Origin of the sequence: Pseudomonas sp. S60, assembly GCF_016647865.1 — a bacterium.
GTDB classification, from domain to species: domain Bacteria; phylum Pseudomonadota; class Gammaproteobacteria; order Pseudomonadales; family Pseudomonadaceae; genus Aquipseudomonas; species Aquipseudomonas parafulva.
Window position 1 is genome coordinate 73,268 of sequence record NZ_JACVVH010000011.1, and the last position, 20,019, is coordinate 93,286.

General features: G+C 65.6%; 23 protein-coding genes. 3 read left to right on the forward strand and 20 right to left on the reverse strand.

Going from position 1 to position 20,019, the window contains the following annotated elements; all coding sequences use genetic code 11:
- Positions 1-9: 9 nt before the first annotated feature.
- From IAE33_RS07845 to IAE33_RS07940, 20 genes are read right to left on the reverse strand one after another with little or no spacing between them, the layout of a single operon-like run.
- Complete coding sequence (locus IAE33_RS07845; protein ID WP_060480797.1) at positions 10-1,236, reverse strand: beta-ketoacyl-ACP synthase; 1,227 nt, start codon at positions 1,234-1,236, stop codon at positions 10-12.
- Complete coding sequence (fabG, locus tag IAE33_RS07850) at positions 1,236-1,964, reverse strand: 3-oxoacyl-ACP reductase FabG (RefSeq protein ID WP_028632017.1); 729 nt, start codon at positions 1,962-1,964, stop codon at positions 1,236-1,238. Before fabG ends, IAE33_RS07845 begins: the two co-directional genes overlap by 1 nt.
- Complete coding sequence (locus IAE33_RS07855; RefSeq protein ID WP_028632016.1) at positions 1,957-2,427, reverse strand: hotdog family protein; 471 nt, start codon at positions 2,425-2,427, stop codon at positions 1,957-1,959. The genes fabG and IAE33_RS07855 overlap by 8 nt, the downstream gene beginning before the upstream one ends.
- Complete coding sequence (locus IAE33_RS07860) at positions 2,424-3,617, reverse strand: beta-ketoacyl-[acyl-carrier-protein] synthase family protein (RefSeq protein ID WP_201163045.1); 1,194 nt, start codon at positions 3,615-3,617, stop codon at positions 2,424-2,426. Before IAE33_RS07860 ends, IAE33_RS07855 begins: the two co-directional genes overlap by 4 nt.
- A complete protein-coding gene (locus IAE33_RS07865; protein ID WP_201163046.1) occupies positions 3,614-4,099 on the reverse strand; it encodes a hypothetical protein in 486 nt (161 codons plus the stop codon). The genes IAE33_RS07860 and IAE33_RS07865 overlap by 4 nt, the downstream gene beginning before the upstream one ends.
- Positions 4,096-4,827, reverse strand: coding sequence for a class I SAM-dependent methyltransferase (locus IAE33_RS07870; RefSeq protein ID WP_201163047.1), 732 nt, complete (start codon positions 4,825-4,827; stop codon positions 4,096-4,098). Before IAE33_RS07870 ends, IAE33_RS07865 begins: the two co-directional genes overlap by 4 nt.
- Positions 4,824-6,071: an NAD(P)/FAD-dependent oxidoreductase gene (locus IAE33_RS07875; RefSeq protein ID WP_201163048.1), complete on the reverse strand. Its 1,248-nt coding sequence runs from the start codon at positions 6,069-6,071 to the stop codon at positions 4,824-4,826. Before IAE33_RS07875 ends, IAE33_RS07870 begins: the two co-directional genes overlap by 4 nt.
- Positions 6,058-7,215 carry a sodium:proton antiporter gene (locus tag IAE33_RS07880; RefSeq protein WP_201163049.1) on the reverse strand — a complete coding sequence of 386 codons (1,158 nt, stop codon included), beginning with the start codon at positions 7,213-7,215 and terminating at the stop codon, positions 6,058-6,060. The genes IAE33_RS07875 and IAE33_RS07880 overlap by 14 nt, the downstream gene beginning before the upstream one ends.
- Positions 7,212-9,533: an MMPL family transporter gene (locus IAE33_RS07885; protein WP_201163050.1), complete on the reverse strand. Its 2,322-nt coding sequence runs from the start codon at positions 9,531-9,533 to the stop codon at positions 7,212-7,214. The genes IAE33_RS07880 and IAE33_RS07885 overlap by 4 nt, the downstream gene beginning before the upstream one ends.
- Positions 9,523-10,185: an outer membrane lipoprotein carrier protein LolA gene (locus IAE33_RS07890; RefSeq protein ID WP_080667805.1), complete on the reverse strand. Its 663-nt coding sequence runs from the start codon at positions 10,183-10,185 to the stop codon at positions 9,523-9,525. Before IAE33_RS07890 ends, IAE33_RS07885 begins: the two co-directional genes overlap by 11 nt.
- Positions 10,182-10,607, reverse strand: coding sequence for an acyl-CoA thioesterase (locus tag IAE33_RS07895; protein ID WP_201163051.1), 426 nt, complete (start codon positions 10,605-10,607; stop codon positions 10,182-10,184). The genes IAE33_RS07890 and IAE33_RS07895 overlap by 4 nt, the downstream gene beginning before the upstream one ends.
- Positions 10,600-12,144, reverse strand: a complete 1,545-nt coding sequence (locus IAE33_RS07900) for an HAL/PAL/TAL family ammonia-lyase (protein WP_201163052.1) — start codon at positions 12,142-12,144, stop codon at positions 10,600-10,602. Before IAE33_RS07900 ends, IAE33_RS07895 begins: the two co-directional genes overlap by 8 nt.
- Positions 12,125-13,063 (reverse strand): LpxL/LpxP family acyltransferase, encoded by a 939-nt coding sequence (locus IAE33_RS07905; RefSeq protein WP_201163053.1) that lies wholly within the window; start codon positions 13,061-13,063, stop codon positions 12,125-12,127. The genes IAE33_RS07900 and IAE33_RS07905 overlap by 20 nt, the downstream gene beginning before the upstream one ends.
- Complete coding sequence (locus tag IAE33_RS07910; RefSeq protein ID WP_201163054.1) at positions 13,060-13,794, reverse strand: glycosyltransferase family 2 protein; 735 nt, start codon at positions 13,792-13,794, stop codon at positions 13,060-13,062. The genes IAE33_RS07905 and IAE33_RS07910 overlap by 4 nt, the downstream gene beginning before the upstream one ends.
- Positions 13,787-15,466 (reverse strand): AMP-binding protein, encoded by a 1,680-nt coding sequence (locus tag IAE33_RS07915; RefSeq protein WP_201163055.1) that lies wholly within the window; start codon positions 15,464-15,466, stop codon positions 13,787-13,789. Before IAE33_RS07915 ends, IAE33_RS07910 begins: the two co-directional genes overlap by 8 nt.
- Positions 15,463-16,008, reverse strand: coding sequence for a membrane protein (locus IAE33_RS07920; RefSeq protein WP_028632003.1), 546 nt, complete (start codon positions 16,006-16,008; stop codon positions 15,463-15,465). Before IAE33_RS07920 ends, IAE33_RS07915 begins: the two co-directional genes overlap by 4 nt.
- Positions 16,005-16,259, reverse strand: a complete 255-nt coding sequence (locus IAE33_RS07925) for an acyl carrier protein (protein WP_028632002.1) — start codon at positions 16,257-16,259, stop codon at positions 16,005-16,007. The genes IAE33_RS07920 and IAE33_RS07925 overlap by 4 nt, the downstream gene beginning before the upstream one ends.
- Before the next feature lie 9 nt (positions 16,260-16,268).
- Positions 16,269-16,541, reverse strand: a complete 273-nt coding sequence (locus tag IAE33_RS07930; RefSeq protein WP_028632001.1) for a phosphopantetheine-binding protein — start codon at positions 16,539-16,541, stop codon at positions 16,269-16,271.
- Positions 16,510-17,328 carry a lysophospholipid acyltransferase family protein gene (locus IAE33_RS07935; protein ID WP_028632000.1) on the reverse strand — a complete coding sequence of 273 codons (819 nt, stop codon included), beginning with the start codon at positions 17,326-17,328 and terminating at the stop codon, positions 16,510-16,512. Before IAE33_RS07935 ends, IAE33_RS07930 begins: the two co-directional genes overlap by 32 nt.
- Complete coding sequence (locus IAE33_RS07940; protein ID WP_201163056.1) at positions 17,304-18,023, reverse strand: beta-ketoacyl synthase chain length factor; 720 nt, start codon at positions 18,021-18,023, stop codon at positions 17,304-17,306. Before IAE33_RS07940 ends, IAE33_RS07935 begins: the two co-directional genes overlap by 25 nt.
- A 302-nt stretch (positions 18,024-18,325) precedes the next feature.
- Here IAE33_RS07940 and IAE33_RS07945 point away from each other — a divergent pair, with 302 nt between their 5' ends.
- The 3 genes from IAE33_RS07945 to IAE33_RS07955 all read left to right on the forward strand — a co-directional run bounded on the left by IAE33_RS07945 (position 18,326) and on the right by IAE33_RS07955 (position 19,824).
- Positions 18,326-19,099: a ParA family protein gene (locus tag IAE33_RS07945; RefSeq protein ID WP_201163057.1), complete on the forward strand. Its 774-nt coding sequence runs from the start codon at positions 18,326-18,328 to the stop codon at positions 19,097-19,099.
- 70 nt (positions 19,100-19,169) lie between these two features.
- Entirely contained in the window at positions 19,170-19,478 is a 309-nt protein-coding gene (locus tag IAE33_RS07950) for a type II toxin-antitoxin system HigB family toxin (protein WP_201163058.1), read from the forward strand.
- On the forward strand, positions 19,468-19,824 hold the full coding sequence (locus tag IAE33_RS07955; RefSeq protein WP_028631996.1) for a helix-turn-helix domain-containing protein: 357 nt from the start codon (positions 19,468-19,470) through the stop codon (positions 19,822-19,824). The genes IAE33_RS07950 and IAE33_RS07955 overlap by 11 nt, the downstream gene beginning before the upstream one ends.
- Positions 19,825-20,019: the final 195 nt, after the last annotated feature.

Consider the following 20,019-nt stretch of genomic DNA (forward strand, 5'->3'; position numbering starts at 1 on the left):
GGTTTGGGGTTACGGCCAGCGGCGGAAGATCAACGACGTGTTGACCCCACCGAAAGCAAAGTTGTTGTTCATCACGAACTGGTGGTTCATGGTGCGGAACTCGCCACGCAGGTAGTCCAGTTCGCCACAGCGTGGGTCTACTTCGTCCAGGTTCAGGGTGTGCACGTAGCGGTCACTGTTCATCATCTCGATGCTGAACCACGACTCCAGTGCCCCGCACGCCCCGAGCGTGTGGCCAAGGAAGCTCTTCTGCGAACTGATGGGCATGTGGGTGCCGAACAGGCTGCTGGTCGCCAGGGTCTCGGCGATGTCGCCCTGCTCGGTGGCGGTACCGTGGCCATTCACATAGCCGATTGCTGCGGGTGCCAGGCCGGCATCCTCCAGCGCCAGCTCCATGGCGCGGCGCATGGTCGTCTGCTCCGGGCGGGTGGTGTGCTGGCCATCGGCGTTGCTGCCAAAGCCAACGATTTCGGCGTGTATCCTGGCCCCGCGGGCGCGGGCGTGTTCAAGTTCTTCAAGCACCAGCATGCCGCCGCCCTCGCCAATCACCAGGCCATCACGGCGGCAGTCGTAGGGGCGTGGGCTAAGGTGCGGGGTGTCGTTCATCAGGCTGGTGGCGTACAGCGCATCGAACACCATCGCCTCAGTGGGGCACAGCTCTTCGGCGCCCCCCGCCAGCATCATCGGCAGGCGCCCGTACTTGATTGCCTCATAGGCGTAGCCGATGCCCTGGCTGCCGCTGGTGCAGGCACTGGAGGTGGGGATCAGGCGCCCGGTGAGGCCGAAGAAGATGCTGATATTGGCGGCGGTGGTGTGCGGCATCATGCGCACGTAGGAATTGGCGTTGAGGCCGTCGGCCACCGAGTTGAGCAGCATGTTGCCGAACGCCTTGATCTCGTCCGTGCTGCCGGTGGACGAGCCGCAGGCCACCCCCATGCGCCCATCGCGAATGCTCGGGTCATCCAGCAGGCCTGCATCGGCCAGTGCCCGCTCGGCGGCGGCCACCGCCAGGCGTGATACCCGGCCCATGCTGCGCAGTTGCTTGCGGGTCCAGTGGGCGGGCACCTTGAAATCATCGACGGGGCCGGCCAGCCGCGTGTTCATTTCTTCGAAGCGGTCCCATTCGTCCATGCGCCGGATGCCACTGCGCTGGCTGGCGAAATGCCCGGCGATGGTCGCCCAGTCGCTGCCCAGCGAGGTGATGCCGGCCATGCCGGTGACGACAACCCGGCGCATCAGCACAACCCCCCGTTCACGGCCAGCACCTGGCGGGTGATGTAGGCAGCCTCCGCCGACATCAGGAAGTTGACTGCACCGGCCACTTCTTCAGCGGTGCCCATGCGCCCGGCAGGGATCATCTTCATTAGCTCGTCCACAGGCACGTGCTCGTCGAGCATGGCCGTGTCGATCAGCCCAGGGGCCACGCAATTGACGGTGATGCGGCGTTTGCCCAGCTCGATCGCCAGCGCCTTCGCCGCGCCGATCAGCCCCGCCTTGGAGGCGCTGTAGTTGACCTGGCCACGGTTACCGATCAACCCCGATACCGAGGTGATGCAGACGATGCGCCCGGGTGCCCGACGGCGGATCATTGGCATGGTCAGTGGCTGCAGAACGTTGTAGAAACCGTCCAGGTTGGTGCGCAGCACCTGGTCCCAGTCTTCGTCGGTAAGCGCCGGGAAGGCGCCATCGCGGGTCAGCCCGGCGTTGCACACCACGCCGTAATACGCCCCATGCTGCTCCACATCGCTCTCCAGGGCGGCGCGGCAGGCGGCACGGTCGGCAATGTCGAACTGCAGCACCCGTGCCTGTTGGCCCAGGGCCCGCACGTTTTCGGCCACGGCGTCGGCCTCGGCACGGCCACTGCGGCAATGCAGGACCAGGTCGTAACCGGACCGGGCCAGGCGCAGGGCGATGGCGCGGCCAATGCCGCGGCTCGAACCGGTGACCAGAATGGTGTCAGTCATGGGGGGACTCCTCAGGGCCCGCTTCGGCCAGGTAGCTGGCCGCTTGCGGCGGGCGGTACACGTTCAGGCGGGCGCTGGCATGGATGCCGGGGCCGCGCAGGTGGCATTCGAACACGCCCATGCCGTTGTCGTCTTCGAGCGAACGCTGGGCGTGGATGTGCAGTTCGGCGCCGGCGGGGAAGTGCTCGACATCGCATTCGTATTTGCGCGCACCCAGCAGGAAACCCAGTTCGACTGCCTGGCCGTTACGCCGGGCGCGGCAGCCGGCATAGGCCGCGACGCTCTGGGCCATCAGCTCGATGCCCAGCCACGCCGGCAGGCTGCCGTCGGCGCGGTTGAACAGGCCGCCAGGCTGCACGGTGGTGCGGGTGAAGATCTGCTCCTCATCGCAGCGCTCGATCTGGTCGATCAGGATCATGTCGCCGGCGTGGGGCAGCAGCTCGGCCAGTGGCCAGGGGTTCATGCGGTGTCTCCGAGAATCAAGCTGACATTATTGCCGCCGAAGGCGAACGAGTTGCTCATCAAACGGCGTGGGCCATCAGTACCCAGGCGCTGGCGGCCATCCACCAGGGCCAAGCCCGGCAGCGCAGGGTCGCGCTGCTGGTCCCACACATGCGGTGGCAGCAGGCCCAACGGGTTGTGCTCGCTCAGGCTCAGCCAGCAGAACGCCGCTTCCAGCGCGCCGGCCGCACCCAACGTGTGGCCGGTCATGGGCTTGCTTGACGAACACGGCACCGTGGCACCGAACAGGGCATGCACGGCCAGGCTTTCCATGGCGTCATTGTGCGCAGTGGCGGTGCCATGCAGATTCAGGTAGTTGATTTGCGCGGGCGCGAGGCCGGCATTGTCCAGTGCTTTGCCCATGCACTGCAAGGCGCCGGCACCGGTCGGGTCGGGCGCGGATATGTGGTGGGCGTCCGAGCTGGCACCGGCACCCAGCAGTGCCAGGGTGCGGCCTTGCGCGTTGCGCTGGCGCGTCATCAGGAACAGGGCCGCCGCCTCGCCAATGTTGATGCCATCGCGGTTGGCCGAGAACGGGTTGCAGCGCTGCTCACTGACTGCTTCCAGGGCGCTGAAGCCGTTGAGGGTGAGGCTGCACAGGCTGTCGACGCCGCCGCACAGCACGGCGTCGCACACGCCCAGCTGCAGCAGGCGCCGGGCGCTGAGCAAGGCGCGGGCACTGGAGGTGCAGGCCGTGGAGATGACGTAGGCCGGGCCGCTGAGCTGCAGCCAGTCGGCGAGGAAGTCGGCCGGCGCGCTCAGTGCCTGCTGTGCGTAGTGATAGTCGGCAGGGAACTGCCCGCTGTTCATGAACTGGCCGATGGCGGCACTGCCTTCGGCAATGCCGGACGTACTGGTCCCGAGAATGACGGCAACACGGTGCCCACCATACTGGGCGATCGCCTGGCGGATGGCCGGCTCGATCTGCAGGGCGGCCGCGTACAGCAGCTGGTTGTTGCGGCTGTGCTGCTCGGGCAGCGGTACTGCGGGCAATGCCGCGGCGACCGCACCCACGGGCGGGCAGCGGTCGGGGATCCAGCCTGAAGCGGGCTGCATGCCGGAACAATCGCCGGTGAACAGGCCGGCCGCCACTTCGGCCTGGCCCTGGCCAAGGGCGCAGACCAGGCCTAGGGCATTGAGGTAGGCGGTCATGGTCGGTTCTCGCGAGGCAGGGGGTCGATTACATAACGCAGGCCTTCACCGAGGTTCAAGTCGAAGGCATCCTCGCCCCGATAGGTGACGTGCCAGCGGTCACCCAGCCAACGCTGCCCCGCTTGCTCGCGGGCCTGTGGATAAAGCTGGGCCAGCTGCGCAGGCGGGGTGAGGGCGAACAATACGGCAGCGAACAGCTCCCGGGCTGCCGGGTTGGGCGGCAGCAGCCCATCGGCCTGCCATTGCCGGCCGTCCAGCAGTTGCCGGGCCTGGGGGATGCCCAGCAGGTCGAGCAGCGACCAGCGCAAGCGCTGATGCTCGTCCTGGATCACCAGCAACCAGTCCTGGCGCTGGCTGGCCTGTTCGCGCTGCACATGCAACTGCTGCGGCAGGGTCAGCCCCGGCAGCCGCTCGGGCAGGGGCGGGCGCGCGGCGCAGGCGCTCAGCAGCAGGCACAGCACGCATGCCAGGAAGGCTTTCATGCGGGCTCCAGCGGCTTGCGCGCAACCACGTTGACCAGCGTTTCCTCGCGTTCGCCCACCGGTGGCGGCTTGCGCAGGCCCAGGCGCTCGAGCAGGCCGAAGTCCTTGGCCCGGCTCCACCACAGGTAGGGGTAGGAGACATTGGCAGGGCCAAACTCGAAGCCCTGGCTGCGCAGCATCTGCAGGTAGCCCTCGGCACTCTTCTGCACGTGCATGGGGTGGCGGAAAAACCAGCGGATCACCCAGGTATCGATGTACGCCTCGGTGGACTCGGCGAACAGCAGGTAGCCACCCGGCTTGAGTACTCGGTAAAACTCGGCCAGGGCTTTTTCCTGTTCCACCAGGTGGTGAAAGGTCTGGTGGCAGAACAGCAGGTCGATGCTGGCGTCAGGGTAGGGCAGCTTGGCGCAGTCGCTGCCGCACAGCTCCACATTGATGCCCAGGCGCTGGGCCTCGGCTGCGCTCAGGTCAAGGCTGTGCGGGTCGGCATCGGTGCCCAGCAGGCGAGCGGGCGCAAATACCCGCTGCAGGTGCTTGAACGACCTGCCCTGCCCGCAGCCGGCATCCAGCAGCACTGCGCCCTGGGGCGGTGCACCGTCGAACAGCCGGCGCAGGTCTTCGATGGCCACCCGCAGCACGTGGTGCTGCCAGGTGTGACTGGCGAGAAAACGAAAGCCTATGCGGGTTTCCTCGACATAGGTGTCGCTCAGGAACGGGCGCTCACTCATGCCGGCGCCCTCGCGCACAGTTCGGCCAGGGTGCGCAGCCGGCGCCGGGGTTCGGCCACGAACGGGTTGCGCGTATCCCAGGCATAGCCAGCCAGGATGGAGCTGATCATGGCGCGGATTTCCGGCGAGCTGCCTGGGTGGTAGATCACGTCCTGGAAACTGCCGTCGTACCAGCCTTCGACATAGACACGGAAGGTGTCGACGCCCTGCTGAAGGGGGGCGGCAAACTCGGTCTGCCAGTTCACCGTTTCACCTTGCAGTTGGCGGTGCAGCAGGCCGGCGGCCATGCTCGCCGACCGCATGGCGATGGTGACCCCGGAGGAGAACACCGGGTCGAGGAATTCGGCGGCGTTGCCGAGCAGGGCATAGCCCTTGCCGTGCAGCGCCTTGACGTTGGCCGAATAGCCCCCGATGGTGCGCGCCGGGGTATCCCACACCGCGTTGGCCAGCACCTTGGACAGGCTCGGCGCCTGTGCCACGAAGTGCTTGAGGCAGGCGTCGAGGTCCTCGGGGGCGTTGGCATAGTGTTCTGCGGCCGCCACCACGCCCAGCGAGGTGCGGCCGTCGCTGAAGGGGATGGTCCAGAACCAGATGTCACGGTGCTCGGGGTGGGTGGTGATGAGGATCTTGTCGCGGTCGAAGCCTGGGTGGTCGATACGGTCTTCGATGTGCGTGAACACGGCCCGGCGCACCGGGAAGGCCGACGGTGCTTCGAGGTCCAGCATTCTTGGCAGTACCCGGCCGTAGCCGCTGGCGTCCAGCACGAAGCCGGCCTGCACGGTGTACTCGCTGCCGTCCGGGCGGCGCACGCGCACCTGAGGCTGCTCGCCATTCATGTCGGCGCTGACGATCTCGTGCTCGTAACGTATCTCTACGCCCTGGGCTTCGGCCTGGTCGGCCAGCAACTGGTCGAAGCCGGCCCGCTGCACCTGGAAGGTGCTGGGTTTACCCTGGGTGAAGGTCTGGCCGAAGTCGAATGCCGTGTATTCGTCGCCCCAGGCGAAGGCGGCGCCATTCTTGTGCTGGAAGCCTGCGGCTTGCAGGGCCTCGAGCATGCCGGCCTCTTCGACGAAATCCAGGCAGTGGGACAGCAGGCTTTCACCGATTGAAAAACGCGGAAAACGCTGGCGTTCGATGACCAGCACATCGTGCCCCTGGCGCTTGAGCAGGGCCGAAGCGATGGCGCCGGAAGGCCCGGCACCGATCACCAGGATTTGGCGTTGTTGTAGGTCAGCGTTTGGCATGCGGGCTCCTTGCCATGGATGGGGCGTTAAGTGGAAGACGGTGCAGGCCGGCCAGCGCCGGCATCAGGGTGGCAACCAGGCTCATCAGCATCAGCGCGAAATACACTGCAGTGCTGATCAGCTGCTGCGACAGCAACAGGTTGAGGAAAACGATTTCGCTGAGGCCGCGAATGTTCAGCAGCAGGCTCTCGCGCCATCTGCTGGCCCCGGGGAATGACGGGGCGGCCCAGCACAGGCCAAGCCAGTTACCCAGCAGCTTGCTGGCGATCGGCAGCGCGACCAGCGCGCACAGTTGCCAGCCGTCCAGGCTGTCGAGGGCGTGGTGTGCATCGATCTGTATCACGCCGTAGGTCAGTATCAACGGCACGGCGAGGCTGTGTTGCACTCGGTGGTTGCAGGTATCGGGCAATGGCAGCGTGGCCGGTATCTTGCGCCAGGCAAGGCAGGCCAGGTAGCCCATGCCGAAGACCAGGGCATTGAGCTTGTAGTGTTCGGCAACGAACAGCAGCACCAGAAACAGCGCCCCATAAGCCTTGGGTGCGCGCAGGCCCAGTGCATGAAGCGGCAGCGGCAGCAAGGCAGCCAGCAACGGCAACGCTAGCGTGCCCGGGTGCAGGCTGCCTTGGCCCAGGCCCAGCAGCAGCCAGCACGCCACGTCGATCAGGATGGCCGCTTGCAGCAGCCGCCGGCTGGCGGCAGCGGGGTAATCGATAGCCCGCAGGTACAGGTACAGCACAGGGATTGCGGTAATGGCGAAGACCAGGCCCAGGGCCAGGGCAGCGACGCCGCTCAAACCCATCAGCCCTGTTGCGCAGGCCAGGCCGCAGGTGAACGGCAGCAGAAAGCTGGGTACCGCCAGTTTCACAGCCTGGCGGTCTGGCCGCAGGGCCAGCACATCGGTGAGGATGTGCCCGAGCAGCAGGGCGAAGCTGGCGCCGTACAGGGTCTTGACCCAGACCGGTGCGACCAGTGCGGGGCCGTCCAGCTGCCAGTGCGGGGTTATCCACAGCCCCATCACCGCAGGCAGCACCAGGGTGGCCAGCAGCAGCTGGCTGACGATGGGGATCAAGCCCAGGCGTTTGCCCAGCTGGCTGGCGAGGGCAAATGCTGCCAAGGCCAGGCCCCAGAACAGAATGATCGTCATGGTGGCGTTGGCGCTCCGTCGCGAGGGGCGGCCCAGGGCGCCAGCAGGAAGCTGAAGACCAGGCCCAGGCTTACCGCTGCGCCGAAGTTGCTCACCGCCGGGGTGCTGGACAGGGCCAGCAGCCCGAACGACAGCCAGGTGGTGAGCGCGGCCAGCAGGGTACCCAGCAGGCTCACGGCCGCCCCGCCTATGCGCTCATGCATGAGGATGGCGTAGTCGACGCTGATGGCAGTGACCAGCAACAGCCCGAACAGGCTGAACAGCGTCAAGGGTTGGCCCAGCCAGCCCAGGCTTGCCAGGCTGCACAGCGCGGCGAGCAGCGGCAGTGCAACGATGCGCAGCGAACCACGCAGGCCGAAGGGCATCACCAGCAACACCAGGATCAGCACGCAGGACAGCAGCTTGAGTTCCGCTGCGCTTACCTGGGTCGCCGCAAACAGCTGGTTGAGTTCGCCCAGCCGGTCCACCAGTTGCACGCCGTCCAGGTCCTGGGTCTGCAACTGCAGCAACGCTGCATCCGACAACCCCTGAAGGCTGACGATGGCAGCTACGCCCTGAGCATCGGCGCCCAGCCACAAGGTCCGCCATGCTTCGCCCAGGGGGCCTGCCAACACCTGTTCGATGGCCTGCACAGGTAATGCCTGCAACTGCTGGATCTCGGCCTGCAAGGCCGCTTCGGGTACGCCAAGCGCCACCAGCGGCTGCCAGTGCTCGGGCAGCACCTCCAGCGCCTTGCGCGCCTGCTGTTGCTCGGCGGGGCTGGCAACCAGCTGGCTGAGGCTCATGAAGCCCTTGAGCTTGCCCAGTTCCACCAGTTCCGTGAGTTTGGCCCCCAGCGCCTGGGTGCGCGCCAGCAGTTGTTGCTGGTCGGCAGCGCGCACCAGGTAGAACTGGCTGGTAGGTTGGTAGCCAGTGATGCGCGCCACGGCCTGGGCTTGCTGCAACAGTTGCGGCGGCGTACCGACCCACTGGCGGATGTCGTTGCGCGTCTGCAGGTGCCAGAGGCCGCCGGCGCAGAACAGCAGCACCAAGGCCAGCAAGGCGCCACTGGGCACCCTGCGCAGCAGCGCTTCACGCCACTGTGTCAGGGCCTGGGTGATGCGCAGCGGCCATAGCGCCGGCCTGAGCTGCGCCGACGCCAGCAACGCGGGTAGCAGGCACACCGCGCTCAGGTAGGCGCCCAGCAGGCCGGCGGCGGAAAACGCGGCGATCTGGGTCAGGGCCGGGAAGGGTGTGAAGGCCAGGGCCAGGTAGCCAATGCAGCTGGTAGCCAGGCTCAGGCTCATGCCTGGCAGGGTCAGGCGCACCGCCGGCCAGCTTTGCCAGGGTTTTAGGCTCCAGCTCTTGGACAGGTAGTGCAGCGGGTAGTCCACTGCCACACCGATCAGGCTGGAACCGAGCACCAAGGTCATGACGTGCATCTGGCCGAACAGGGCCACGCACACCACCGAGCCGAACAGCATGCCCACCAGCACCGGAACGAACGCCAGCAGTGCCCGCCAGTTACGGAAGGCCAGCCACAGCAGCAGCAGAATACCCAGCGTGGCGCCACCGCCTACCCAGCTGATTTCGCGGCTGGCCTGCTGCTGGCCGGCAGCAGCGTGCAGCAGGCCGCTGGCCGCCAGCAGCTGGGCACCGAGCGGTTCGGCCTGCTGGCGGGCGTTGGCCAGGAGGTCGGCCACCTGCAATGGCAACTGCATGTCGAATGCGTTGCCCAGGGTACGGGCACGCAGCAGCACCCAATAGTGGTCATCCGCCTGGGCGATCAGTGCGCCGCTGGCGGTATCCAGCTCGACATTGGCGGGCTTGGGCTGGCTGTTCTGGACACGCCCCGTGAGCCCCAGCCAGTCGTCCTGGTTGGGCACCAGGCTGAACCCGGCAAACGGGTCGAACAGGCTTTGCACCCGTTGCGCCACGAACGCATCGGGTTGCGCTTCCAGCTGTTGCCGGTCTGCGGGCGCCAGCATGGCCAGCCGGCCCTGCAACAACTGCATGCGCACAGCCTGCAGGTCGGTCTGCAGGCTCCACTGGACCTTTTCGAACAAGCCGCTGGCCTGCCACTGCCCGGCCAGCTTCTCGGCCATGGCCAGCGCCTGCTGGCGTTGCGGGTGCCCTACCAGTACCAGCAGTTCGCGGTTCAGCGGCTCCTGCATGCGCTGCTCGGCACGCTGCACCATTGGATCCTGGGTGGCGCCAGGCACCAGCGACATCAGGTCGGCGGACAGCGGCGCGCCCCGGTGCCACTGCCAGCCGGCCACGGCAAGCATGGCCAGCAGCAGGCAGACGAACAGGCGCGGCAGCAGGCGTTCAGTTGGCAAAGTCGCTGCGCTCCGCGTCGCTCAGGTCCGCAGCGCCGCTGCTTTCGGGCATGCGCAGCACCGTGCTGTCGCCCTGGGTTTCGCTCAGTTCGATGCGTTGTACATAGCGCCCACCGGTGATGTCGATGCGCTTGAACACCTGCTTGAGCAGCAGCGAACGGGGGGTGAGCTGCAACTGCCAGTGGGCGGCGTCCCCGGTGAGGGCCAGCTCGAAGTCACGTTGCAGGCCGGTGCTGTCGCCTTGCAGCACGGCGAAGAACAGGCGGTTCTGCTCGGCACCGGCGCTACGGTTGGGCAGGGCCTGCCAGCCGCTCGGGTCGCGCCGGGCGATGCCATGGGCATCGATGCGGTAATCCTGGCGCAGTGGGGTTTGCAGCAGCCACAGCAGCCCGTGGTCGCGGGCCAGCACGAACTGCCCCTGGCTCAGCAGCGGCTGGGGCAGGGCACGCAGGTGCTTTTCCTGCACGAACGGGCCTTTGACCACGGCGGGGGCGCTGAGCTGCTTTTGCAGGTCGTCGAGGGTGAAGGCGAAGGTGAGGGGGCTGATAAGCCACAGCAGCAAAGCCAGGACGAGCGGCCCTGCTTTGCAGGCTATCGCCGGCAAGCCGACGCCTGCAGTACGCCGGAGGGCGCGGTTATCGATGGGGTTCATGCAAGCACCTGCTGGACGGCATCGAGCATTACCTGGGGCGAGGCCAGCTGCATTTCGCCACTGGCAATGTGCACGGCGACCTGCACGGTGCTGGCCCGGGTCATGCGCTCACCGGTTTCGGCATCGCTGATCAGGTAATGGATTTTCAAGCGGTTTTCCCATTCCACCAGGCTGGCCCGCACGCTCAGGCGCTGGCCGAAGGTGGCGCCGCGCATGTAGCGCAACTGCAGGTCGATCACCGGCCATGCGTAGCCGCTGGCCTGCATCTGCACGTAGTTGTGCGAGAGGCGGTCGAGCAGGGCGCAGCGGGCCACCTCCAGGTACTTCACGTAATGGCCATGCCACACCACGTGCATGCTGTCGACGTCGAAGAATGGCACGACCACCTCGCTGTCGACGTGGAATACCCCGGCGCTACGCATGCAGCCTCCAGTGGCGCTGGCCGATCCGTTGCAGGCAGTGGCGCAGGTCTTGCTCCAGGGCCCTGTCTTCGATCACCGGGGCAAACTCACCCAGCAGCGCTTCGTGCATGTGCGCCAGCGCAGGCGGCAATGGGCGTGCATCGGCATGGCGGCTGCGCAGCCACACGCCCTGGTTGGCGGCCAGCAGCGCGGCGGCAGCTACCTGTTCGGTCAGTTCCAGCACGCGCAGGGCATCGCGGGCAGCGATGGTGCCCATGCTCACCTTGTCCTGGTTGTGGCACTCGGTGGAGCGCGAGAACACGCTGGCGGGCATGGTCTGCTTGAGGGCTTCGGCGGTCCAGGCGCTGGTGCCAATCTGCACGGCCTTGAAGCCGTGGTTGATCATCGCCCGGTCGGCCGGCGCGCCGGACAGGTTGCTCGGCAGGCCATGGTTGTAGCGCACGTCCACCAGCAGTGCGAGCTGGCGGTCGAGCAGGTCGGCGACGTTGGCCACCAAGGTTTTCAGGCTGTCCATGGCAAAGGCGATATGCCCGCCGTAGAAATGCCCGCCGTGCAGCACACGTTCAGCGTCACCGTCGATGATCGGGTTGTCGTTGGCACTGTTCAGTTCGGTTTCGATGAAACCGCGCAGCCAGCCCAGGCTGTCGGCCAGCACCCCCAGCACGTGCGGCGCGCAGCGCAGCGAGTAGCGGTCCTGCAGGCGGTGCAGGGTTGGTAGCGGGGCGTCGATGGCAAGGTCCTGGCGCAGCCAGGCGGCGACTTGCGCCTGGCCGGGGTGCGGCTTGGCGGCGAACAGCCGTTCATCGAAGTGTTCCGGGTTACCCTGCAGTGCGATCACGTTCAGGGCGGTGATGCGGGTGGCCAACTGCAGCAGGTAGTCGGCGCGGCTGTAGGCCAGGCACGCCAACCCGGTCATCACCGCAGTGCCGTTCATCAGCGCCAGGGCTTCCTTGGGCCGGAGCACCAGCGGTTGCCAGCCCAGTTCGCGGTGCACGTCGGCGCTGCTGCGGCGCACGCCCTGGTACATCACATCGCGCTCGCCCGACAGCGTCGCGGCCACATAAGACAGCGGCGTAAGGTCACCGCTGGCGCCCACCGAGCCTTCTTCGGGGATCAGCGGCAGGATGTCGTGGGCGAGGAATTCGCGCAGGCGCTCCAGAAGTTCAAGGCGCACGCCGGAAACACCGTGGCTGAGCGAGCGCAGGCGTGCGGCCAGTACCGCGCGGGTGGCAGGGGCATCCAGTAGCTTGCCGAGGCCGCAGCCGTGGAAGGTGTACAGGTGCTGTGGCAGCGCCTCCACATGTTCCAGCGGTACAGCCACCACGCAGGAATCACCGTAACCGGTGGTTACGCCGTAGATCACCCCTTCCTTGTCGAGCAGGGTGTCGAGAAACCTTGCACCCCGGGCGATACGCGCCCGGTAGGTGGCGTCGTCCTGCAGGTGTACCTGGGCACGGCGCTCTGCCAGGGCCACCACCTGTTCGATTGCCAGCGGCGCTTCGCCGAACGTGACAGCTTCATGCGGATGCATCGTCATCGGTCTTCCAGAAAGGGTAGAAATTGAACCACTGCAGGGGCGCCCGGGTGCAGTAGTGGCCCAGGCGGTCGGCGTAGCGTGCGGCCCACTCGGCGATTACCTGATCGCGCTGGCCGCGTCGCCATTGCAGGCGCTCGGCAAAGGGTTCGAGGGTGACGTGGTAGCGCCCCTGGTGCTTGAGGCAGAACAGCAGGTTGAGCGGGCATTCGAGCATGCCCGCCAGCAGCCACGGGCCTTGCGGAAAGGCGGCCCGGTGACCGAGGAAATCCACCTCCACCGTGCGCCCGCCGTGCAGGGGCACGCGGTCACCGGCAATCGCCAGCCATTCGCCACGCTCCAGCCGTTCGGACAATTGCAGCATGACAGCTGGGTCCAGTTCGCTGACCTGGATCAGCCTCAGGTTGGTAGCCCCCGCTTCACCCAACAGGCGGTTGAAGCGCTCGGCATGGCGGGTGTGCACCAGTACGTTCATGGTGACCTGCTCGCCGATTTCGGCCAGGGCGCGGCACACCTCAAGGTTGCCCAGGTGCGCCCCTACCAGCATTTGCCCACGGCTGCCGCGCAGTTGCCGGCGCAGTTGGGCCGGGTCGTGGATCTCGATGTCTTCGATACGCAGCTTGCCGTTCCACACGTCCAGCTTGTCCAGCAGGGCCTCGGCAAAGGCCATGAACTGGCGGAACACCTGCCATTGGCTGGGGGCGGTGGTCTGCCCGCCGCTCCATTGGCGCAGCCGCTGCTGGTACTGCCAGGCGCTGCGCCGGGCGCGGCGGCCAAACAGGAAGAAGTAGGCGACGATGAGGTGGATCAACGGGCTGAGCATGCGCCGGCCCAGCAGGCGCACCAGGGTGGCGGTGAGTTTCATCAGCCAGAAGCTGCCGCGCTCCTGATGCTCGGCCCAATGCTGCGACGGTTCGCTCATGCCCGCCACCTGCGCCAGAGTATTGCCGGTGCCCGCAGCAGCATGCCGAAGAACAGCTTGGCGTGCATTTTCGAGATCAGCGCGTTGTCATGGAACAGCCTGAAATGTGACAGCCCGTCCTGGGGGTAGTGCACCCGGGTGGGCAGCCAGCGCATCGGCTGATTGCGCCAGGCCAGGCGCACCAGGATTTCAGGGTCGAAGTCCATGCGCTTGCCCAGTTTGACGCTGTCGATCATCGCCAGGGTGACAGGCAGCGGATACACGCGAAAACCGCACATGGAGTCGGGGATCTGCAGCGACAAGCTGTTGATCCACACCCACACGTGGGTGAGGTAGCGGGCATACAGCCTGCCCTTGGGCACACTGGCATCGTACTCGGGGTAACCGCACACCAGTGCCTGTGGGTGGCTGCGCGACTGGTCGAGGAACAGCCTCACATCGAGCAGGTTGTGCTGGCCATCGGCGTCCACCTGCAGCGCATGGCTGAAGCCAAGGCGTGCAGCTTCTCGCAGGCCAGCCATTACCGCGCCACCCTTGCCCTGGTTCACGGCCAGTGTGACCAGATACACATCACGCTGGCTGGCCAAGTGTGCGAGCACTTGCGCGCAGGCGGGGTGGCTGGCGTCATCGACCAGCACGCAGGGCAGGCCCGCTTGCTGCAACTCGGCGACCACAGCTGGCAGTGCCTGCTCGTGGTTGTACACGGGAATGACCGCGCAGGGCTTATGCACAGGTGTTCTCCAGCAGGATACGGCCGCTGGAGCAGGGTTGCCCCGCGCAGGTGAAGGCGAAGTACAGTTTGCTGCGTGCCCGGTCCAGGCGAAGGCTCAGTGCCAGCTCGTCGCCGGGGCGCACCAGCTGCTGGAACTTCAGCACTTCCATGCCGGCGAAGTGCAGCCCGGCCTGCAGGTGTTCGGTTGCCAGGGCGATGGCCCAGTCGATCTGCACCACGCCCGGCAGCACTGGCGTACGCGGGAAATGCCCGGAGAAACACGCCAGGTCCAGCGGCACGGCGAGGTTGAACTGCAGTTCGTCGCCCGCGCCCTGCTGTGCCAGCACCTGTGGCGCCATGCTGCGTGGCGCCACCAGCAGCGTGTGCAGGGCCGCCTGGGGCAGCTTGCCCTGACTATTGAGTGGCAGTTGCTGCATCAGCCGCCAGCGGCGCGGCAACGCCAGCGCCTCGCAGTGGCCCGCCAGGTGCTTACGCAGCGTATCCAGCAGTACCCGGCGGCCCTGGTTGCGCAGCGCGTGCAGGCCTGCTGCGGTGGGTACCAGCAACGCGGCCAGGTACGCCCGGCCTTGTTCGATCATGCCCAGGCGCGCTTCAGCCACCCAGGGGTGGGTGCACAGGGCCTGCTCCAGCATGGGCAGGGAGATGCGTTTTTCTTCCAGCTTGACGATGCGGTCCAGGCGGCCCAGCAGGCGGAAACGCCCGTCTTGCGAGAACTCCGCAGCATCCGCGCTGTGTTCCACATGCCCGGCAGGCAGGTAAGGCGAGGCGATACGCAGCGCGCCATCGGCGCCGTGGCTCAATTGCACGCCGGCAAAGGGCTGCCACAGGGCTTGCCCCTGGCGCCAGGCGATACCGCCGGTTTCCGAACTACCCAGAATTTCTGCAGGCCACTGGCCGAGGCGTTGCTGCAGGCGCTGGGCGGCATCAGCTGGCAGCTCGCCACCGGACGAAAATACCTTGCGCACCGGTTGCAGGGCAGGCCAGTCCAGGTTCTCGCCCATGCGCTTGAGCAGGGCAGGGCTGGCCACCCAGGCGAACGCAGGGTGCTCACGGCTGGCCCGTTGCAGGTCTTCGGGGAAGGGCAGCTGGCGCCGCTCGAAGCCGCGCCCGGCGCACAGGGGCCACAGCACACGGAACAGCAGGCCGTAGATGTGCTGGGTGGCGACACTGCCGATGATCCAGGCCCGGCCCAGGTCGGCTCCCCAGAGTTGTTCGAGTGCCTCTACCTCGTTGGCCAGCTGGCGCAGCTGCTTGTCGATGCGCTTGGGTTCGCCACTGGACCCGGACGTGCACAGGCTGATGCGGCACAGGTCCAGGTCCAGCGCGGCGGGGGGCATGGTTTCGCCCATCAATGCCTCGAACGGCGTATCGCCGGGCTGGTCGCTGAGCCAAAGGTCGACATGGCTGTGCCAGCGCTCACGGGTGGCGGGCTGCAGGTCGGCGGGCAGCAGCACCTCGACGCCCGCCCGCCAGGCACCCAGCAGGGCGGCGGCCAGTTGGGCTGCGTCCTCCAGGTGAATGGCCAGGCGCCGGGCTCCGCGCTGGTGCAGGCCCCCCGCCAGCCGCAGGGCCTGTTGGCACAGGCTGGCATGGTCCAGGGCGGGGGCCTGGGTCACCGGCCGCGACGCGTCCAGCGCCAGCAGCAGGTGTTCGAGGTTGATCCAGTTCATGAGCGTCCTCGCACACGTTGTCTTATCAGCCATTCCAGGGCGAACAGCACGCCCATGGCGGCGTAGGCGATGATGCCGTTGTACAGCGTCCACCACGTCAGGGGTGCCCACAGGGTGAGGCTGGCGGCGATCAGGCCGTTAAGCAGAAAAAACAGGCACCAGGCCTGGGTGACGTGCCGCGTATAGCGCACCGCTCGCGGCGGCAGCTGTGGGTCGCGCAGGCGTGCAAGGCGCTCGGCCACCGGCATGCCGTGCAGCAGGCTGGTACCGAACAGCGCCAGCATGAAGGCACTGATCAACACCGGGTACCAGCGCAGCAGGGCCTGGCTGTCGGACAGCCCCAGTACGCAGCAGAATGCCAGGGCGGCCACGGCCATCCACAGGCTGCCGGGGCGGCGCGGCGCGCTGAGCACACGGGCCAGCCACAGGCTGCCAAGCAGCAGGCCGAATTGCCAGGGGGCGAAATGGGCCATGCCGAAGTGCACCGCAAACGGGTACAGCAGGCCGGCCACCAGCAGGCCCAGGCCAATCAGCTGTTTCATGCCGCCGGGTTTACCAGGCGGAACACAGCCTCGACCACGTCGTTGACGGTGCGCACCGACTTGAATTCGTCAGCGGCGATTTTTTTGCCCGTCTGGCGCTTGATGTGGTCGATCAGGTCGACGGCGTCGATGCTGTCGATTTCCAGGTCCTGGTAAAGGTTGGCGTCGAGGCTGATGCGGGCCGGGTCCAGCTCGAACAACTCGACCAGGGCGTCGCGCAGGATGTTGAAGATGTCTTCACGGGTTTGCATGGTGCGGTCTCAGGCGGCCTGACGGGCAGTGACGAATGCCGCCAGGGTGGCGACGTTGCTGAAATGGTTGCGGGTGTCCTTGGCATCGGCATCGATCTTGATGCCGTAGCGCTTCTGGATCGCCAGGCCAAGCTCCAGCGCATCTACCGAATCCAGGCCCAGGCCTTCGCCGAACAGGGTCTGTTCGTCGTCGATGTCCTGGACGCTGATGTCCTCGAGGCCCAGGGCGTCGATGATCAGCTGTTTGAGGTCACGGTTGAGGTCTTGCTGTGGCGCGCTCATCGGCGGCGAGCTCCTTGAGGAAGTAGTCATGCAGGTAATCGTTCAGCAGGCGAGAGGCCTTGGGCGCCGGGCCCAGGGCGCTGAACACTTGGGGGTCGATATCGGCACCTACCTTGAAGGTAAGGTGCACGCGGCGGCTGGGAATGCGGTACCAGGGTTCGTTCTTGGTCAGCGTGGTGGGGCTGACCCTGATGGTGACGGGGGTGACCATTTTCGCGCCACGCAGGGCGATGGCGGCGGCCCCGCGATGGAAGGCCGGCGCCTGGCCTGGCGGGGTACGCGTGCCTTCGGGGAAGATCACCAGCGTTTGGCCCTGCTGCAGCGAGTCGACGGCGGCGTCGAGCATGTCCATGCTGCCGTTGTTGCCGATGTACTGGGCTTCGCTGACCGGCCCGCGGGTGAACGGGTTGTCGAACAGGCTTTGCTTGACCACGCAGTTGGCCTGGCGCACCAGGCCAATCAGGAACACCACATCGATCAGCGAAGGGTGGTTGGCGATGATCATCTGCCCGGGCCGGCCCAGGCGCTCTGCCCCGTCGATCTGGTAGGTGAGTACGCCGGCGGCGCGCATGAAGCGCACGAAACGCCAGAACAGCCAGCTGATGGTGCGCCGCGCACGCAGGCGATGGCGGCCGCTGCCCCCAGGCAGGCACGCCAGCAACGGGAACACCAGCAGGCGCAGGGCCAGGCAGCCCAAGCCAAATACAAAGAAGCTCGCGGCGGTTGCCAGCAGGCGCCAATGGTAGGCGTCGCGGGGCCTGCTCACTGCTGACGGTGCCAGTTCCATGTACGACGCATCCATGTGTGGGTGAAAGAATCGCAGCCCGTCAACATGGCCTTGAGCCAACTGAGGCCATGGGGCAATGCCCCGTGCCGTGACGGTTCAGCGGTGGTTGCGGGTGCCAGTTGCCACTGCTTGCCCGGGGTCAGCAACAGGCCCAGCGCATAGGCGAAGGGCACGTCGTCTATCCACGGCCCATACACCTGCGGTGGTTGCTCCTCGGTAACGATCAGCAGCACGGCTGGCGCACCTTCGGCCAGCAGCGCGGCCGCTTCCAGGATGCCTTGCTCAAAGCCGTCGCCGGCGGCGGCCAGCGCGGTCATTTCGCACGTGGACCCGCGCAGGATCGACCACAGGCCGATTACTGCGTTGTGTACCGACAGGCTGAACTGGGTAGGCGACAACGGCTGTTTCGCCGCCAGCTCGCTGAGGATCGAGAACGTACGCGGTGTTTCACCATGCCGTGAAACGAACACCAGTGGCAGTTGCGGCTGCCCTTCGGCCAGGGGCCAGCCCACGGCGAACGCCATCCGCGCCATGTGGCTGAGCCGCCGCCGCTGCATCGCGGGCAAAAAGGCCACGTCGGGTGCCGCGGCATCGCCAGCGGGTGGCTGCTGCCCACAGGCCCAGGCCTGCCAATCAGCAGGCGCCGAAAGGCCCGGAGCCCAGGCACGCCATTGGGTGATATCAAAGGTGATCACAGTGGTTTCTCTTTCCCGCCCCGAGGGACTTCCATGCCGAGGGAATGACTCGGCGCATGCCTGCAAGGGTGGGTGCGTTCGTCGAGTGGCGCGCATTATCCCGGTGCGGCGTGCATGTAGCAATGGATTCGGATCCAAACAGACAACGCCTTCAATCGCGTGTGGCAACGTCTGATCGAATAGTTGCCTGTTTCCGACAGCCGGTGCTGCGTGCTGGCAGGCTGCTATTGCCTGCGACGGTGCTGGTTATTGTCACGTGGCCCGCACATACTCGGGCACTCGTCTACACACGGAGATCAGCCATGCGGCGCGTGGTATTCAATCAGAAAGGTGGCGTGGGCAAATCGAGCATCGCCTGCAACCTGGCGGCGGTGAGTGCCCATGAAGGTTACCGTACCCTGCTGATAGACCTGGATGCCCAGGCCAATTCCACCCAGTACCTCACCGGCCTGACCGGCGACGACATCCCCATGGGCATTGCCGACTTCTTCAAGCAGAGTTTGTCCAGCGGGCCGTTCGCCAAGAAGAACAAGGTGGACATCTACGAAACCCCGTTCGACAACCTGCATGTGGTCACTGCCACGGCGGAGCTTGCCGACTTGCAGCCCAAGCTCGAGGCCAAGCACAAGATCAACAAGCTGCGTAAGCTGCTCGAGGCGCTGGACGAGGACTACGACCGAATCTACATCGATACGCCGCCTGCACTGAATTTCTATGCGGTTTCAGCGTTGATCGCTGCCGATCGGGTGCTTATTCCTTTCGACTGCGACAGCTTCTCGCGCCAGGCCCTTTACGGCCTGTTGGCGGAAATCGAGGAGTTGAAAGATGACCACAACGAAGACCTGCAGGTCGAAGGCATTGTGGTCAACCAGTTCCAGGCCCGCGCCAGCCTGCCCCAGCAGATGCTCGACGAGCTACTGGCCGAAGGCTTGCCCGTGTTGCCGGTCTACCTGGGCAGCTCGGTGAAAATGCGCGAATCGCACCACGCCAGCCTGCCATTGATCCACCTCGAACCGCGGCACAAGCTGACACAGCAATTCGTGGAGTTGCACGATTTGCTGGAGCGGGGGGAGTAGCTGGCTTGGCGAGAGCTTGCTGCGTCGGTAAACTCTCGGCATAATCTCCCAAAAAGGGAGATTGGCCTGGATGCGTATTATTGCCAAGAGCAGTTTGGTGAAATTTTCGGAGTCGCCTGGCCGTCAAGACGCCAAATCGGCCCTCGAAAGCTGGCATGACATCGTGCTCAAGGCAGAATGGCGAACGCCACAGGATGTGAAGAATCAAATGGGTAGTGCCAGTGTCTGTGGCAATAACCGCGTTGTCTTCAACATTGGAGGCAATAAGTATCGGCTAGTCGTGGAGATTCAATACCGTGCGGGTATTGCATGGGTTAAGTTCATCGGTACGCACGAGCGGTATGACGAAATCGACGTGGAGACAGTCAATGAATATTAAACCGATCCGCAATTATGATGATCTGCGAGCGGCATTCGAGAGGCTAGAAGCTATTTTCCAAGCAGAGGCTGGCACGGCTGAGGCCGATGAAATGGAAGTTCTAGTCACGCTGATCGAAGTTTACGAAAGCAAGCACTACCCAATCCATCCTGCTACCCCGATTGAAGCCATTAAATTTTGCATGGACCAACAGGGACTTACTGCACGGGATCTTGAACCCTATATCGGCGCAAGTGGCCGAGTATCGGAAGTGCTAAATGGTAAACGGGGCTTGAGTCTCTCGATGATCAAGCGTCTCCATGATGGCCTCCGCATTCCTTACGAATCATTGCTGGCAGGCGCGTAAGAAGTCACACGTATAGGGCAGTGTTTCAGTAAGCAAGGCCTATTCACTGTGGGGTTTACCCGCGAAGCAAACAGTGCGGTGTATGGCACCGGCTTCGCTGGTGTTCGCGGCTGAAGCCGCTCCCACAAGGTGGATTGCGCCAGCGTTCAGATTTTATGGAAGACAACTGCTCCCATTGTGTGCAGCCCTACCCAC